This window comes from Pseudomonas sp. Lb2C2, from assembly GCF_052112205.1.
GTDB lineage: Bacteria > Pseudomonadota > Gammaproteobacteria > Pseudomonadales > Pseudomonadaceae > Aquipseudomonas > Aquipseudomonas kilonensis.
Genome location: NZ_JAUTYW010000001.1, coordinates 306,676 through 322,915, shown reverse-complemented (window position 1 = coordinate 322,915; position 16,240 = coordinate 306,676). Strand labels below are relative to the sequence as shown.

The window sequence follows — 16,240 nt, the reverse complement described above, 5'->3', positions numbered from 1 at the left end:
TCACTGAATCGGATTTCATCATGACAAACCAGACCCTGGTCATGGACTCATCGAGTGCCATCGCCCCCAGTTCAAGACCGCAACTCAACCGCAAACCGAGCGTGATCACCCTGGTGGTGTTTTTCGCCGTACTGGGCAGCGGCCTGCTGTTTACCGCCTACAGCCTGATGCACGACATGAGCGAACTCGGCACCGTGGTGACCACCTGGACGCCGTTCCTGCTGTTGGGCGTGGCGCTGCTGATTGCCCTTGGCTTCGAATTCGTCAACGGTTTCCACGACACCGCCAACGCCGTGGCCACCGTCATTTATACCAATTCCATGGCGCCGAACTTCGCCGTGGCCTGGTCAGGCTTCTTCAACTTCCTCGGAGTGCTGCTCTCCAGCGGCGCCGTGGCCTTCGGCATCATCGCCCTGCTGCCGGTGGAACTGATCCTGCAAGTCGGCTCCTCTGCCGGCTTCGCGATGATCTTCGCCCTGCTGATCGCCGCCATCCTGTGGAACCTGGGCACCTGGTGGCTGGGCTTGCCGGCGTCGTCGTCCCATACCCTGATCGGCTCGATCATCGGCGTGGGTGTCGCCAATGCCCTGATGCACGGGCGTGACGGCACCAGCGGTGTGGACTGGGCCCAGGCGACCAAGATCGGCTATGCGTTGCTGTTGTCACCGCTGGTGGGCTTCGGTTGCGCTGCATTGCTGCTGCTGGCACTGCGGGCCTTCGTCAAGAACCGCTCGCTGTACAAGGCCCCGGAAGGCAATACTCCGCCGCCCTGGTGGATTCGCGGCATGCTGATCCTGACCTGCACCGGCGTGTCATTCGCCCACGGCTCCAACGACGGCCAGAAAGGCATGGGCCTGATCATGCTGATTCTGGTCGGTACCCTGCCGATGGCGTATGCGCTGAACCGCACCATGCCGGCCGACCAGGCGCTGCAATTCGCCGCCGTGGCGCAAGTTACCCAGCAAGCCTTGGCCAAGCACTCGCCGCTGCCGGCCCCGGCAAATCCGCGAGCGATCCTTTCCGCCTACGTGGGCAGCAAGGAAGCGACGCCGCAATTGGTACCGGCGCTGGCCGCCATGACCGGCAGCATCGGCGCCGAGGTCAAGGGCTACGGCTCGCTGGCCAAGGTCCCCGCCGAAGCCGTGGGCAACGTGCGCAACGACATGTACCTGACCAGCGAAACCATTCGCCTGATGGACAAGAACAAGGTCGGCAACTTCGACGCCGACACCAGTGCCCAGCTGCAATTGTTCAAGCAGCAGATCGACAATTCCACGCGGTTCATTCCACTGTGGGTGAAAATCGCCGTGGCCATCGCCCTCGGCCTGGGCACCATGGTCGGCTGGAAGCGCATCGTGGTGACGGTGGGTGAGAAAATCGGCAAGTCTCACCTGACCTACGCCCAAGGTGCCTCGGCCGAAACCGTCGCCATGCTGACTATTGGCGCCGCCGACATGTTCGGTTTGCCGGTGTCCACGACCCATGTGTTGTCCTCCGGCGTGGCCGGCACCATGGTCGCCAACGGGTCCGGCTTGCAGATGCGCACCATCCGCAACCTGGTGATGGCCTGGGTACTGACGCTGCCTGCTGCCATCCTGCTGTCCGGCAGCCTCTACTGGTTGTTCACCAAGCTGTTCTGACAAATGTGGGAGCGAGCTTGCTCGCGATGGCGTCAGCCCAGACAACCCAGAACCTGTGGCGAGGGAGCTTGCTCCCGCTCGGCTGCGCAGCAGTCGCAAAACCAGACAACGCGGTCCGCCTGTAAGCATGCTGGGGCCCGCTGCGCGGGCCAGCGGGAGCAAGCTCCCTCGCCACAGGGCAATGGGTGAGTTCAAGGCCAGAAACGGTTAATATCGCGCTCCTTCGTCTACCCTCACAGAGCGGCGTACCGTCCTCGTGGGCGTGATGCTTCACCATTCCTTGCCTTCCTGTACCGGAGATCCTCCATGCTCAAGCGTTCCCTGGCATTGGCCGTCGGCGTTGCCCTGTCTTTTTGCAGCCTGCTGACCCAGGCCGCCGACACCCTGAAAGTCAGTGCGATTCCCGATGAGGCCCCGACCGAACTGCTGCGCAAGTTCAAGCCGCTGGGCGCCTACCTGGAACAGCAAACCGGCATGAAAGTCGAGTTCGTGCCCGTCAGCGACTACCCCGCCGTGGTCGAGGCGCTGGCCACCGACCGGATCGACATGGCTTGGCTGGGTGGCTTCACCTTCGTGCAGGCACGCCTGAAAACCGGCAACGCCATCCCCTTGGTCCAGCGCGAACAGGACGCCCAGTTCACCAGCAAATTCATCACTGCCGACCCAGCCGTCAAATCCCTCGCCGACCTCAAGGGCAAGACCTTTGCCTTCGGTTCGGTGTCGTCGACGTCCGGCAGCCTCATGCCGCGCTATTTCATGCTCAAGGACGGCATCAAGCCGGAAAGCTACTTCAGTCGCGTGGGCTACTCGGGCGCCCATGACGCCACCGTCGCCTGGGTCCAAGCCGGCAAGGTCGACGCTGGGGTGCTGAACGCCAGCGTCTGGGAAAAACTGGTTGCTGCCGGCAAGGTCGACACGACCAAGGTCAAGGTCTTCGCCACCACCCCAGCCTACTTCGACTACAACTGGACGGTGCGCGGAACCCTCGACCCAGCGTTGGCGGCGAAGATAAAGGCCGCGTTCCTGGCACTTGATCCGGCCAACCCGAAGGACAAGGAAATCCTCGATCTGCAGGCCGCCAGTCGCTTCATCGAAACCAAGCCTGAGAACTACAAGGGCATCGAGGAAGCCGCGCGCGCCGCCGAACTGCTCAAATGACCCTGCAACTGACCCAGGTCAGCGTTACCCACGCCAACGGCGTCCAGGCGCTGCGGGGCATCGACCTGCACATCGGTGCCGGCGAACAGGTCGCCATCATCGGCCCGTCCGGCGCGGGCAAGTCGAGCCTGCTCAACCTGCTGGCCACTGCCCTGCGCCCGGGTAACGGCGAGCTGCAGTTGCTCGGCGAACGCGCCTGGCAGCTGTCTGCCCGCCAGCGTCAGCGCCTGCGCGCGCGCATCGGCCTGATCCACCAATCGCCGCCGCTGCCGCCACGTCAACGCGTGGTCACGGCGGTCCTGGCCGGAAAGCTCGGTCAGTGGGGCATCGGCAAAAGCCTGTTGAACCTGCTGCATCCGCTGGATATTCCAGGCGCCAGGGCGGCGTTGGCCCGGCTGGACCTGGGCGACAAACTGTTCGCGCAATGCCAGCAGCTGTCGGGCGGACAGCTGCAACGCGTAGGCATTGCCCGGGTGTTGTACCAGGCGCCAGAGGTGCTACTGGCCGATGAACCGGTTTCGGCCATGGACCCGGTATTGGCCCAGCACACGCTTTCGGTGCTGTGTCGCCATGCCCGGGAGCACAACGTGACCCTGGTCGCCAGCCTGCACGCGGTGGAACTGGCCTTGGCGCACTTCTCCCGGGTCATTGGCCTGCGTGATGGACAGATCCTGTTCGACCTGCCAACCGAAGCCGTGGACCGTCAGTTGCTCGACACGCTCTACGCCAACGAACAGCTGCAGTCTTCGCCCACAACGCCCCACGCGTCCTTGAGCGTGCAGATTCCCCGATGCTGACACGCGATACCCGAGACCCCGCCACCCGCCCGCGCCTGCTGCTCACTCTGCTGGCCCTCGTCCTGCTGTGGCCAGGCATCCAGTTCAGCGAACTGGACCTCAGCGTGCTGGTGGCGAGCGACAGCCAGAGCGAGATGGGCCGGTTTGTAGCGGCCTTCTGGCCTCCAGCCCATGGCGACGAATTTGTCGAGCTGCTGTGGCAAGCCACCTTGCAGACGCTGGCGATCGCCACGGCCGGCATGGCCCTGGCGTTGCTGTTGGCGGTGCCCGCGAGCCTGCTGGCCAGCCGCGCCCTGTCGCTGTCGGCGGCCTCCCGTGCCGGGCACCCGGGCTATTGGGGCCAACTGCTGCGCTGGCCAGTGCGCGGCCTGCTGATCTTCCTGCGCAGCGTCCCGGAAATCGTCTGGGCGTTGCTCTTCGTCCGTGCCGTCGGCCTCGGCCCCACCGCCGGCGTACTGGCGATCGCCATTACCTACAGCGGCATGCTGGGCAAGGTCTACGCGGAAATCTACGAGTCGGTCGACCAACGTCCGGCCCACGCACTCTTGCAATCGGGCAGCAGCCGACTCGCGGCCTTCTGCTACGGGATCCTGCCCAATGTCGCGGCGGAGTTGTTATCGTACACAGTGTATCGCTGGGAATGCGCCATTCGCGCCTCGGTGGTGATGGGCTTCGTCGGTGCCGGGGGCCTGGGCCAGCAGATGGACCTGTCGCTGCGCATGTTCGCCGGCGGTGAAGTGGCCAGCCTGCTGCTGACGTTCCTGATACTGGTGCTGTTTGCCGATCAACTCAGCCGCCTGCTGCGCTGGAGGCTGGCATGAACCGCCTGTTCAACGTGGTCATGGTCCTGTGCATCGGCGCGGCGGTCGTCGCCTCGTTCGTCTACCTGGGCATCGACCTGGGCGAACTCGGCAACAGCGGCAATCTGCACCAGATGGGCGCTTATGCGCAGCGCTTTCTCAGCCCGGACCTGAGCCCGGGTCATCTGAAGGCGATCGGTCACGGCGCCTTGGAAACCCTGGCCATGTCGGCCCTTGGCACCCTGCTCGCGGCGGTATTCGGCCTGCTGTTGGCCTTGCCTGCGGCCGGGCGCTTCGGCTGGCCCCTGCAGAGTGCTTCGCGGCTGGTGCTCAATGCCTTGCGCGCCGTCCCGGAACTGGTGTGGGCCGCGCTGATGGTCCTCGCCGCCGGGCTCGGCCCCAATGCCGGCACCCTGGCCTTGGCCCTGCACACCACTGGCGTGCTCGGCCGGCTGTTCGCCGAAGCCCTGGAAAATACCCCTTCCGAACCGGCCGATGCCATCCGCCTGCAAGGTGGCAATGCGGTATTGGCGTTCTGCTACGGCACACTGCCCAATCTCCTGCCCCAGCTACTGGCCTATGTCTTGTACCGCTGGGAAAACAATATCCGCATGGCCAGCGTGCTCGGCTTCGTCGGCGCCGGGGGCTTGGGGCAAATGCTCTACATCAGCCTCAGCCTGTTCCAGGAAGCCCAAGGCAGCACGGTGATCCTGGCGATGCTGTTGCTGGTTTTAGCGGTCGATACGTTGAGCGGCTGGAGTCGCCAACGTTGGGTCAAGGCTTGAGATCCTGGGGCACAATACCCTCCCACTGATTTCAGTGAAGCCACGCAACCTGTGGGAGCGGGTTTGCTCGCGATATTGACTGATCGGGCCCTATCGCGAGCAAGCTCGCTCACAGTTTTAACGCCTGCAGGCGTTGACCGGTGGGACTCGGCCGCGCCACGGTTGGGCGCGCTCCAGTTGGGCGGCCAGGGCCAGCAAGGTGCTTTCCTCGCCAAAGCGACCGGCAAAATGCGCCCCCATCGGCAGGCCATTGGCGCTCCAGGACAACGGCACTGACATCGCCGGTTGGCCGCTGGCATTGAACAGCGCGGTGAACGGCGAATAGCTGTGGTAGCGCTCGATCAGTTGATCCAGGCTCATGCACACATCCTGCAGATCCAGTTCGCCAATCGGCGTCGGCTCACGGGTCAGGACCGGGGTCAGGATCACGTCGTAATCCTGCATGAACGCGGCCAGTTGCCGGCCGAGGGCATGAATCCATTCCACCGCCGCAGCATATTGGGCGCCGCTGACGTCGCCCTTGTCTCGCAAGATGATCCGGGTACGCACTTCAAGTTCTTCCGCCTGCACCGCAAACCCACGCATCTGACCCAGCAGGTCGACATAATGACGGGTGCTGGCACCAATGATGGTGAACACGTGGTCGAGAAACTCCAGCAACGCCACCGGCAGGCTCACCGGTTCGACACGATGCCCCAACGACTCGCACAACCGCGCGGCCTCGCCCACCGCCTGAAGGCTCTGGGGTGACGTAGGCCAAGGCCCGAGCTGCTCGACCAGGGCAATGCGCAGCGGCTTGGGATCGGCCTGCACCGCCATCACATACGGCAACACCTGGATCGGCGCGGCGTACGGCGCACCCAGGTCCATCCCGGCGGTGGCGTCCAGCAGCGCCGCACTGTCGCGCACCGACAAGGTGATCGCATGAGGCGTGCCCATCCCCGCCCAACCCTCGCCCACCATCGGCCCCGATGGCAGCAAGCCACGGCTGGGCTTGAACCCGAACACGCCACAGCAAGACGCCGGCACGCGCAATGAACCGCCACCGTCGTTGCCATGGGCAAACGGCACCACGCGGGCCGCTACCAGTGCCGCCGCGCCCCCGCTGGAGCCACCGGCGCTGTGGTCGATGCTCCAGGGATTGCGCGTAGCGCCGAAGCGCGCGGACTCGGTGGAGTACGACGTACCGAACTCCGGCGACGTACTGGTGCCCATCACCTGGCATCCGGCACGCCGCAGACGCGCGACGATTTCCGACTCGAAATCCGCACGGAAGTTGCCCAACGCGCGTGAGCCGTTAGTCATCGCCGCGCCGTGGACCGGTGAAAACAGGTCTTTGATCAAGGTCGGCACACCGGCCAGCAGGCCCTGGCCAACCTGTGGCGTACGCGCCGCCTGCCGAGCCGAATCGTACAAACGCTCGGCCACCGCATTGAGCTGCGGCTCGACCCGTTCCAGGCGCTCGATGGCCGTCTCCAGCAGTTCGTCGGGCTGGACTTCGCCACGCCTGACCCACTCGGCCAGCGCCGTGGCGTCTTCAATGTCCATCAGGTGGTGGATGTCTTGCATACCCATGTTTCAGGTTCCTTGTGTCATGACGATTAATGTGACCCGACAGTGCGCGCCTGTCCCTGGACGCGTGCACGCAGGCCGACAACGACCCAGAGCAGCGCCAAGGCAAAACTGGCCAGGGCCAGCCACTGGATGGCGTGACGCAGGTCACCGGCGAAGACAATCACCAAGGCCACCACCAGCGGACTGACGAATTGGCCGATGTACAGGCACGAGGTAAACCCGCCCATGCCCCGGCCGCGGGTGCTGGCGGTCAAGGCATTCATCACCGGCGCCATCACGTTGGGCACCAGCAACCCGGCTCCCAGACCCTGGATGAACACCGCCACCAGCACTTCGTTGTAGCTTTGCCCGCGCATCAGCAGCCACAGACCCAGGCCCATCAGGCCGAGCAACAGCGAGTTGCAACCGGCGATGCCGAAGCGGCGGCGCAGTAACGGCCACATCAGCGAACCGCCCAAGGTCGCCAACAGGCTCAACCCCGCGGCCAGGCCGATCATCGTGCTGGAGGTAATGCCCAGGCTGACCAGCAGCGTCGGCGCCTGGATCGGCATGATGAACGTCAGGACCATACCGCCCAGGATCATCAGGTAGCCGACCAGCAGTTGCAGCACGGCGACCTTGGCCGGCCCCGACTCATCGACGCGCTGCTCGACCATTTGCCGCGTCGCCACCGGCGGTTCCCAGAGCACTTTCATCATGGCCGGCACCAGCAGCAGTGGCAGCAGATACAACAGGAACGGCGCACGCCACGAATGCTCGCCGAGCACACCGCCCACCACGAAAAACAGCGCGCCCACCAGGCCGATGGTCACCACCTGCCGGTTGACGTAGCGCAGCCGCTCCTCGCCCTGCCAATAGTCAGCGATCAAGGTTGCGCAGCAGGTCATCACCGCTGCCTCCGTGCACCCGAACAACAGCCGCGCACCGACAATCGAAGGCAGGCTGTCGAGCATGGCCGGCAGCGCACCGAGCAAGGCGTAGAGCACCGTGGCAATCACCAGCAACGCCTTGCGCCCAACCCGGTCGGCCAACCAGCCAGCCAACGGTGCGCACACGGCAATCGCCAAAGCCGGGCCGGTAATCGCCAACGGCACCAACAGATCGGCGCGCGGTTCCATGGGACCGAATTCGGCGCCCAATCTGGGCAGGATGGGCGTGACCATCACCGCGCCCATGATCGTCAGGCTGCTGCCCAGCATCAGCACCCCGCCTTCGCGCCAACCGGCCTGGCGCGACGGGGTGGCCGCCGGTGAAACGGAATTTGATTGGTTCATGGCGAGCCCCTTTTAGAAACTGTGAGAAATACGCAGCGCCGTGGTGTAGCCCTCGGCGCGGTTGCGCGCATCGAGCTCCTTGTAGACGTGCAGCCACACCGGGGGCATGCCGGGCTTGAAGTAGCTCACCGCCGGCCCGACCGCCAACACCCGGGCGCGATTGCCCGCTTCCAGGCCCGGCGCATCGTCGTCGGTGAATTGCCGGTAGTAAAAACCGCCCACGCCGACGGTCCATGGGCCGACGTGTTGGCCCACGGCGAATTCGTGACGGTACTCGACGCCATTCTTGTAGTCGGTGGCGTGGTTGCGGGTGTTGATGTCGGCTTCGAAACTGGAAGACACTTCGAAGCCGCTGTCGGAGATGTAGGTGGCGTTGAGGATCGGCGAGAAGGTCCAGTGGTTGAGACCCGGTGAGATCAAGCGATCCTTGTCGTAGTCGCCCGTGGGGGCCTGGATCTGGAACTGGGCGTTGACGAACAGGTTCGGCGACAAGGTCCACTGCAGGATCACCGGCAGCACCTGTATATCGGCCATGCGAAACGGATCGGCTTCCAGGTCCAGCGGCCCGACAGGGGTCTGCACCTGTAGCGAAGCGTCCATCTGGAAAAACGGCACGACGGCGCCGAAGCCATACTTGGCGCCCAGCACGGTGTAATCGGTCATGCGCATGTAGGCAACGCCGATGGACAAGATATCCAGGGACAAATTGTTGTCCACGGACTTACCGTGACGATCCTTCTGCACGTTGGCCGAGTAGAACGCGGTGCGCAGGCCGACGGTGCCAAAGGGCGTGGCCGGCGGCATCATCCCCGCGCCGAAATCGTAGACCCCGAACGCCGTGGTCGGCGCACCGTTTTCGGTGCCATGGGCAGCGCCACACGCACCGATCAGCCCCAAACTCAACCCAATACAGCGCCAGGCGTTTGCTTTTTTATTTTGATTCATCGAATGCCCCTCCAACCCTGTGGTGTTGGGGTCATCCTAGGGAGCCGGCCAGTCAGCCGTTATCCGTTTTCAGCACAGATGCGTGCGACGCAGGGTTTGTGAAGGTGTCTCGCCGAACAGCACTCGATAGTCGCTGGAAAACCGGCTCAAATGCCAGAAGCCCCAGCGTGCTGCCACCTCCTGTACACCCTGGGCATGGCCGCCGCTGCGCAGTTCACGACGCACGGCATTGAGGCGCAACGCCCGCAAATAGGCCACGGGGTTGATGCCCAGCGTCTCCTGGAAGCAATACTGCAGTTTTCGCCGGCTGGCACCGATGTGGTTGCACAGGTCGAGGATCGACAGCGGCTCATCGACATGGGTCAAGGCATATTCCCGGGCACGGTCGACCATGCGCTTGCGCGCCGTGGGGTTGAGCGGCGGCGCCTCATCCGGGGCCACCAGTTCCAGTATGTGCAGCATCACCGTGTCACGCAGGCCACGGCGGATCGACTCGTAACCCAGTAACGAGTCACGCCCCTGCTCGCCGCCTTCAAGCTCATCGAACAACGCCGCAAGCTCGGCGGGCAGCGTCGAGTTGCCGAGACGGTAACACTTGGGAAGATCGGTAATTCGAAAGCGACTGCCCTGTCGTTCCAGCACATGCTCCAACGCCTGCTCGTCGATGGCGACACCGAGCAGGTCGAGATGCTGCGGTGTGCGCAGCTCGGGCAGGTTTTGGCCACGGGCGACCAACAGGCTGGGCTCGATAATCGGGTGCCCGGAGCAAAAGACCGGCCCATCGGCACTCAGCGGCACGCTAAAGGTGATGGCGCCCTCCCAGGCCATGCCTTGCTTGGTCATGGCCTGATTAGAGCGGTCGCGTACCAGTTGCATCCAGTCCGAGCGGAACTCGATCAACTCGCCTTCAAAGCGCCCGGGGGTCAACTGGTCATAGCAAACCTGCCAGCCGCCCATGTTGCGGGCGTGCTCGTCGATGTCTGCGGTACGAAACCGATTGATCGGCAGCGTCGGCAACAGATCCGACGAGACCGCTGGCTGCGTCATGTTGTAATTGTTCATTGACCCGACCTTTGATGATTCCAGGGCTTATGGGTCAATGCTCAGGCAAGTTCCATTCCGCCCCGTGGGCCGGTCGGGCGATTGTGCCGAAAACGGATAATCGCTCAGGACTCAACTGCCGGCACCGGCATGGGCCTCTTCAAAGAAATAGTCCTTCCAGCTGTCGGCCTGGTTTTTCAGCACGCCCAGTTCATGCAGTTTCTCGGCATAGATGTAGGTGCGTTGCGGGACGACGGTGAAGTCGATTTCGGGGTCAGTGACGATTTTTTCCACCAGCGGCAGCGGCAACTTGGACTGCTCTACGCGGATGTAGGTCTGGGCTGCGGCCGGCTTGTCGGCCTTGATGATGCCTTGCGCCTCCACCAGGGCGTCGTAGAACGCCTTGTAGGTCTTGGGGTTTTCGTCGTGGAATTTTTCCGTGGTGTAGAGCACGTTGAACGTCGCCGGCCCGCCCAGTACATCATAGGAGCTGAGCACCTTGTGCACGTTGGGGCTTTGCAGTGCCTGGTACTGGAACGGTGGGCTGGAGAAGTGCGAATTGATTTCCGACTGACCGGCGATCAGCGCCGCCGTCGCATCCGGGTGCGGGAGGCTGACCGAGATATCGTCGAACTTCTTGAAGTGATCGCTCCCGAACACCTTGGCGGTTTCGATCTGCAGCGTGCGCGACTGGAACCCGACGCCCGCCGCCGGGACGGCGATCCGGTCCTTTTCGGTGAAGTCCTTGAGGCTTTTCACGTTCGGGTTATTGGTCAACAGATAGTTGGGCATCGACCCCAGCGAGGCGATGGCCTTGACGTTCTGCTTGCCGCGGGTCCGATCCCAGATCGTCAGCATCGGCGGAACGCCCGCCGACACCACATCCAGGGCACCGGTCAGCAAGGCCTCGTTCATTGCCGTTGCGCCGGAAATGCTGTTCCAGTCCACCTCGATGTCGATGCCCTGGGCCTTGCCATGTTTCTCGATCAACTGCTGGTCACGCACCACGTCGAGGATCAGGTAGCCAATGCCGAATTGCTGGGCGATGCTGATCTTGCCTTCGGCGTGGGCCAGGGGATTGAGCAGCGCCGTGGCCGCCAGGGAAACTAACAAGGTGAGCGCAGAACGCTTGAAAGCCATGGTCTGGTGAACCTCACAGTAAGTGGAAAAGACTGAAGATCACGACTTTAAAGCTATAAGAATATTAATTTAAGTATCTTAATAGAATATCAATAGCACCTAAGTATTTATCCCAAGCCAGTCTGAATATCGTCACTGCTGATGCCGAGCGCGAAAAGTCCGGGCTCTGGCGCGAGGGTTCATTGGCGTGCTTGCATTGGCCGTGTTGCTGAACAGAAGAAGCAAGAGACCTTGTAGTGCTTGCTGACTCTTTTGTTGTGAGGGCGCTTGCGACGCCCCCGCAACATTACCTGGCGACTACCCAGGTAGCCTGTGGTTATCCAGTACTCGATTGACCGCTAACTCACCCAACATGATGACCCGTTGCAGCACCAGCATCGTTTGGCGTCGTGGGCCGTCCGTCAAATCGGTGAGGTCGCTGACCATCACGCTGGCGGATGCCAAGGATTCGCACGCCTCAACGAGCAACGTTTCATCATCCACCGCTGCGTCGATGGTGAAGATCGTGCTGGGTTTGCGGGGCTGTATCTGCGTTTTCGTTGCCCCGGGGTTCAGGTAGTGCTTGAGCGCGCGGTCTGCCGCCTCTTTCAATTTTTCGGGGTCGAGAGAGTCGCCGTAGAGTACCGAATCGATATCTGGGGGGTTCGGAGTTACTTTGAACATAATTGACAATTCCTACATTGGAGCTGCAACCGTTCTCTACTAAAAGAAGGGTGGCGGCTGTACGCAGGTTAGTAGACCGGAGGAATTGGCAAAACCGGCGCGCCCGAGGGCGCCCTGCGCACAACCACCATTAGTGCAGGAACAGAAGTAACCTGACTGAATGGTGCTCATGCACCTTACCAAACCTATGGGCTACTAAACCCGACCACTGATGGGCAGTGGCAGGTAAACGATAGAGGCCAGGGGCAAAGCGCACAAGCCAGCGGATTCTGACGCATGCGTAAGTAAGGACGCAAGGTCTCGTAGCCTTTAGGGCGTAATGTGGAATGTATTTAAACGTGTCGCGCTGGATATGTTTACGGCAATTAAACGAGGCGACTTTTCTTGGTTATTTCTTGGGACTGTATTGTTGCAAATACAGTGTCTTATAGGGCGCTTCGGGGGCATCGATATTAAACGAGATCAGGCCGTAGATAATACGCTGGCGGATGTCTTGGGGAACTTTCCTACATCTGAGAGCAGTAACGACGTGCTTCTCGGTCGAGGGTTTGAGGTTGGAGGCGATCGTTTTAGGCTACTGGCTTCGGCCCTCGACCGCTTTTGGTGGGCTTTGAAGGATGCTTGGCGGAGGGATGCAGCTGTATGAGGTCACCGGCTGAAAGATCGCACTCAATGCAGGGTTGAACCTCGCACAGCTACCATAAAGCTCTGGCGGTTAAAAAGATGGCACTGTACGGCGGTGTGAACCGGGGATTTGCAATGCCGGAGTGCCCAGGGGCCACGGCGTACAGCACCATCAAACATCGGGCGAAGCGACCTGTTCCTTAATGAGAGGCACTTAAGAACTACACCAGGCTGCTCCGCCCGGTCACCGCGAGCGATGACCGGGGATAAGATACCGGTGGGGCTGTGGATGCGCTGCCGGGGGATTCTGTGGTGGTTGCAGGTAATGGCGCTGGGGTTGTAGCCCTTCTAAAGACTCCTATCCCTAGAAGGCATCGTCCTCGACATCGTACGGACTCACCGCTAAATGGCTGCTAATCTTCAGCGTCCCGGTGTCTAGCGTAATGAGGCTCAGATTTGGCTCAGCTCCCAGTTACGAATGACCTCCAAGCCAGCGTCGATTCCATCAATGCTGAGATATTTGAAGTCTTACGCGATGCGAAAGTACTTGCCCGGCGCTACTACCGGTTAACGGGCAAGCCGTTAGGTATCACCGGTGAGGTGGCTGAATACGAAGCCGCGACCAAGCTTGGCCTGGATCTACATTGCGCCAGAAAGGCCGGTTACGACGCCACCGAAATCAGAAATGGCGACCCTGTATATATCCAGATCAAAGGCCGGTGCGTGGTGACTCCGGCCAAGATATCCGGCCGATTGGGTTCTATTGATTTGGCGCAACCCTTCGACGCGGTGCTGTTGGTGTTACTTGACTCTGATTTCAACGCTTTTGCTATGTACGAGGCCAGTCGTGATGCGGTGGTTACTGCCCTGACTAAGCCGGGGTCAAAAGCCCGGAATGAGCGTGGTTCGTTAGGGATTAGGCAGTTCATGGCGATTAGTTCGCAGCGCTGGCTACGTCAGTAGTGATCACCAACCCCCTGCTCGGATGCGCCGAACCCTTGTAGAATTCAATCAGGACGACGATATGAGCATTGAGAAGCAATGGGAGAACCTGCTGACACCTGCGGTGATGCAGGAACGATTGATTGCTGTATCACTTTACATAACAGCCTTTGAAATGCTGAAGGAATCCATCATTGGTCGGCTAAGGGATTTCTACTGCATCGATTTTACTTCGGATGGAATCACCATCTCTCCAGATTACAAATGCAAAGTTCTTGCGCTTAACAAAAGTCCTGTTTATGCATCATTAACATGGCTAAAAAATACGGAAGTAATTGATAAAGAAGATATTGAACTCTTTGAGCAGCTAAAGCAGGTACGCAACTCATTAGCTCATGAGGTGCCGGAAATTGTCTTGACGGGAAAAGACCTTGCGCTCATGGCGAGACTCCAGGATGTCATGAGTTTGATGCGAAAGGTAGAGCTCTGGTGGATCGTTAATGTCGAGATCGAAACTGACCCTGATTTCGATGGGCGGGACGTCGATCCTGAGGAGATCACACCTGGCCCCATCCTCATGATGCAGATCATGATGGAGGTGCTCTCCGGAAATGAAGAGCTGAGAGAGCACTACAAGGGCAGTAGGCCGGACTCATAGGCTCCGTAGCACGTCCCGTCATCGCTAGATGATCGGCATAAGGATTAAGCAGCTGCAAGTGCTGCTTACCCTAGCGCCCACCTAGAAAATTTACGCGTCCTTGATTAAGGGCAGGTTTTCAAGGTTATCTCTGGTAGAGCTATCTTTTTTTGTCTTTAGATAGTCAGTTGTTACCTGAATAATTTCAAGCTTCGCTCCAGGCTTCCATTCGCTACCAACTTTGGTCATGGTGCTGAAGGTCTTTTTCTTATTGATCAGCTCAATTACTTGCGGTCGGGTTAGCTCTACAGATGGCTTAAACTTACCATCACTTCCGACTTCGTGAACTCGCAATTTAGCGATGTGGGTATTATCGCTATTGTATTCAATTGCTGAAACATAATAGTTGTAATTTGCCACTTTTCAATCTCCTACTGGCTATGGTTTGTTGTGTGCATTTGTGACGGAACTATGCATGATTGATGGCCTGGAACTCTGGCTTCCAAGCATTAGGAGAGCGTGTCCAGAGCGTCAACGTGCGGCACGTACTTACGCGCTATAAATAATCTTCCCCTTCCCTCGGGTCGCGGCTTCCTGACCTAATCAATATTACGGCCCGGGGAAGCGACAGAGAATGTGTGCGCTTTTGGTTTTCTTGCTCCTCGGGCTCTTGCCTCAACTCAAACCCGTTCATCAGTTCTTCCGGCAGTGGAGAGTCAGGATGCTCGTGCTGAAGTGACAGCAATACCTCGGTAAGCCAAGCCCGCATTTGGGCCCCATTTGCTGCGGCTCCATACACCAGCGTTGAGATAGGCGTACCGATAAGGTTTCGTTCCAAGGCGCGTCCGAACTGCTGGAGACAGCAGGTCCCTGTCGCTTCTACATGACCTCCAACGGTCCGAAGTTTCCGGAGCGGAGTTCCCCATAGAAGGGTCCCAGACGGGCTGGCATTGTTATGCAGAGCAGTGAGGCCGTCCGCCACCAAATACGCGAAGTCGAAACTACCGCCTACGGGGTAAAACACACCAAATGTACCAACCGATGGAAGAAGCGCCCCGGAAAGCAAGTTCAACGGAGGATGAAATGATCTCGACGCGGAGCTGATATTTGGACGATTGGAAAGTAAGTCCCATTGCTCCAAGTTCGCACGAAAGCTGTAGGGCGCCGCCGCTGAAAAGGTTCGATGACACCCCAGAGCGTTATCGGTGACTTTTGCTTGATTGAAAGTTACTCGGGCGGCACTAGGGTTACCAATCGGATAATTAATAATCATCACGTCACACAACTCGCAGCGGGGGGTAGCCCGTCCCGCGCCTCGAGACTCGTTAAATGTAACTTGGTATCGGTTGCCGTGATACTCTTTCGCCAGTGCGTCAACTCCAAGAGCGTTGAAGGCTCGAATGAACGCCTGAAAAAGTTTAATTTCTCCTCTGCTGCCCTTTGCCTCTTTAAGGAAAGCTTTTTGTAGCTTAAGTCCAATCATAAACGTTATGTCTTCCGAATTGACTGTTTTACCTGTTGACGCGCTTAACGTGTAGCTTCATCGACCACAGTTTGGGTATGCCCCATTACTCGTGTGGCCAGCGCAAAGAGATCTTTGGCCGCAATTTCGTGCTCTTCCGCAACATTGAATACCTCCTCAACATCTTTTACTCGCCCAGAGCCTGGGTCCGGATATCTGCCGGCCCAAAGAGTAAAGTGGGTTAGGGTCTGTAAAATTGCTTTATCCTTAACGCTCAGATCTGGAATAAATTCGGCTAGTTTTACCAGTCGATGGTGATAGAAAGATTTTTCGTTCGCCATGTAAGCCACGACTCCACTCTGCAGAATCGTCATAGCTTTAAGGCAAACCTCCAGGCTGTAGCCAACGAGCATCAACCCCACTGCACAATATTGGCTATCGCACACGCCCCTCATGTAAATGGGCATATCGTCGAATCCTGGTTGATTTTGGATGACGGCAACCGCTGCTTGAGTCAAGGCTTCTGCCTGGGTTAACCATAGGATCGGGGACTTGAGATCTTCTGCCGTTGGAGGTTTTGAGATGTCTACAGGAAAACCCGCTAGTGTTTGGGCGATTCCCCATTTGAGCCATGCCGCAGAGCTGTAGCCGAAAGGATCCGCCGCAAATGAGTTTCGGTTTGGTTGAAGTTTTTTATGTAAATTCATTTGGAACTCTCGACTCGAAGCCAAACCAGATCACGTTGGTCTCTGCGCAT

The 16,240-nt window shown here is 59.7% G+C and carries 15 protein-coding genes; 7 read left to right on the top strand and 8 right to left on the bottom strand.

From position 1 onward, the window contains the following. The first annotated feature begins 20 nt into the window (after positions 1 to 20). From Q7F16_RS01390 to phnE (Q7F16_RS01370), 5 genes are all read left to right on the top strand, one after another. Positions 21 to 1,640, top strand: a complete 1,620-nt coding sequence (locus Q7F16_RS01390) for an inorganic phosphate transporter (RefSeq protein WP_046062173.1) — start codon at positions 21 to 23, stop codon at positions 1,638 to 1,640. Positions 1,641 to 1,946: 306 nt separating this feature from the next. Continuing rightward, the gene (locus Q7F16_RS01385; RefSeq protein WP_003200995.1) at positions 1,947 to 2,798 is read left to right on the top strand and encodes a putative selenate ABC transporter substrate-binding protein; all 852 of its coding nucleotides are present in this window, start codon (positions 1,947 to 1,949) and stop codon (positions 2,796 to 2,798) included. Further along, positions 2,795 to 3,595, top strand: a complete 801-nt coding sequence (locus Q7F16_RS01380) for a phosphonate ABC transporter ATP-binding protein (protein ID WP_014339225.1) — start codon at positions 2,795 to 2,797, stop codon at positions 3,593 to 3,595. Before Q7F16_RS01385 ends, Q7F16_RS01380 begins: the two co-directional genes overlap by 4 nt. Next, positions 3,589 to 4,416, top strand: a complete 828-nt coding sequence (gene phnE, locus Q7F16_RS01375) for a phosphonate ABC transporter, permease protein PhnE (protein ID WP_014339224.1) — start codon at positions 3,589 to 3,591, stop codon at positions 4,414 to 4,416. The genes Q7F16_RS01380 and phnE (Q7F16_RS01375) overlap by 7 nt, the downstream gene beginning before the upstream one ends. Beyond that, a complete protein-coding gene (gene phnE / locus Q7F16_RS01370) occupies positions 4,413 to 5,180 on the top strand; it encodes a phosphonate ABC transporter, permease protein PhnE (protein ID WP_409555460.1) in 768 nt (255 codons plus the stop codon). Before phnE (Q7F16_RS01375) ends, phnE (Q7F16_RS01370) begins: the two co-directional genes overlap by 4 nt. A gap of 117 nt (positions 5,181 to 5,297) precedes the next feature. On the opposite strand, the gene Q7F16_RS01365 is transcribed toward phnE (Q7F16_RS01370), so the two are convergent. The 6 genes from Q7F16_RS01365 to Q7F16_RS01340 all read right to left on the bottom strand — a co-directional run bounded on the left by Q7F16_RS01365 (position 5,298) and on the right by Q7F16_RS01340 (position 11,818). After that, complete coding sequence (locus Q7F16_RS01365) at positions 5,298 to 6,755, bottom strand: amidase (protein WP_409555459.1); 1,458 nt, start codon at positions 6,753 to 6,755, stop codon at positions 5,298 to 5,300. A 26-nt stretch (positions 6,756 to 6,781) separates the two neighbouring features. After that, complete coding sequence (locus tag Q7F16_RS01360; RefSeq protein WP_409555458.1) at positions 6,782 to 8,029, bottom strand: MFS transporter; 1,248 nt, start codon at positions 8,027 to 8,029, stop codon at positions 6,782 to 6,784. 12 nt (positions 8,030 to 8,041) lie between these two features. Then, a complete protein-coding gene (locus Q7F16_RS01355; RefSeq protein WP_409555457.1) occupies positions 8,042 to 8,974 on the bottom strand; it encodes a SphA family protein in 933 nt (310 codons plus the stop codon). A gap of 69 nt (positions 8,975 to 9,043) precedes the next feature. Beyond that, complete coding sequence (locus Q7F16_RS01350; RefSeq protein WP_014339219.1) at positions 9,044 to 10,036, bottom strand: helix-turn-helix domain-containing protein; 993 nt, start codon at positions 10,034 to 10,036, stop codon at positions 9,044 to 9,046. Positions 10,037 to 10,147: 111 nt separating this feature from the next. Then, entirely contained in the window at positions 10,148 to 11,155 is a 1,008-nt protein-coding gene (locus Q7F16_RS01345) for an ABC transporter substrate-binding protein (protein WP_409555456.1), read from the bottom strand. 297 nt (positions 11,156 to 11,452) lie between these two features. Then, the gene (locus Q7F16_RS01340; protein ID WP_043042188.1) at positions 11,453 to 11,818 is read right to left on the bottom strand and encodes a DUF6124 family protein; all 366 of its coding nucleotides are present in this window, start codon (positions 11,816 to 11,818) and stop codon (positions 11,453 to 11,455) included. Between the two features lie 1,080 nt (positions 11,819 to 12,898). Between Q7F16_RS01340 and Q7F16_RS01335 the strand changes: the two genes are divergently transcribed. Next, complete coding sequence (locus tag Q7F16_RS01335) at positions 12,899 to 13,405, top strand: hypothetical protein (RefSeq protein ID WP_024619834.1); 507 nt, start codon at positions 12,899 to 12,901, stop codon at positions 13,403 to 13,405. A gap of 61 nt (positions 13,406 to 13,466) precedes the next feature. After that, positions 13,467 to 14,042, top strand: coding sequence for a hypothetical protein (locus Q7F16_RS01330; RefSeq protein WP_024619835.1), 576 nt, complete (start codon positions 13,467 to 13,469; stop codon positions 14,040 to 14,042). Between the two features lie 90 nt (positions 14,043 to 14,132). On the opposite strand, the gene Q7F16_RS01325 is transcribed toward Q7F16_RS01330, so the two are convergent. Together Q7F16_RS01325 and Q7F16_RS01320 are read right to left on the bottom strand one after the other, a co-directional pair. After that, positions 14,133 to 14,441 (bottom strand): DUF3892 domain-containing protein, encoded by a 309-nt coding sequence (locus Q7F16_RS01325; RefSeq protein WP_024619836.1) that lies wholly within the window; start codon positions 14,439 to 14,441, stop codon positions 14,133 to 14,135. 1,107 nt (positions 14,442 to 15,548) lie between these two features. Further along, the gene (locus tag Q7F16_RS01320; RefSeq protein ID WP_024619838.1) at positions 15,549 to 16,190 is read right to left on the bottom strand and encodes a hypothetical protein; all 642 of its coding nucleotides are present in this window, start codon (positions 16,188 to 16,190) and stop codon (positions 15,549 to 15,551) included. Between the last annotated feature and the right edge of the window lie 50 nt (positions 16,191 to 16,240).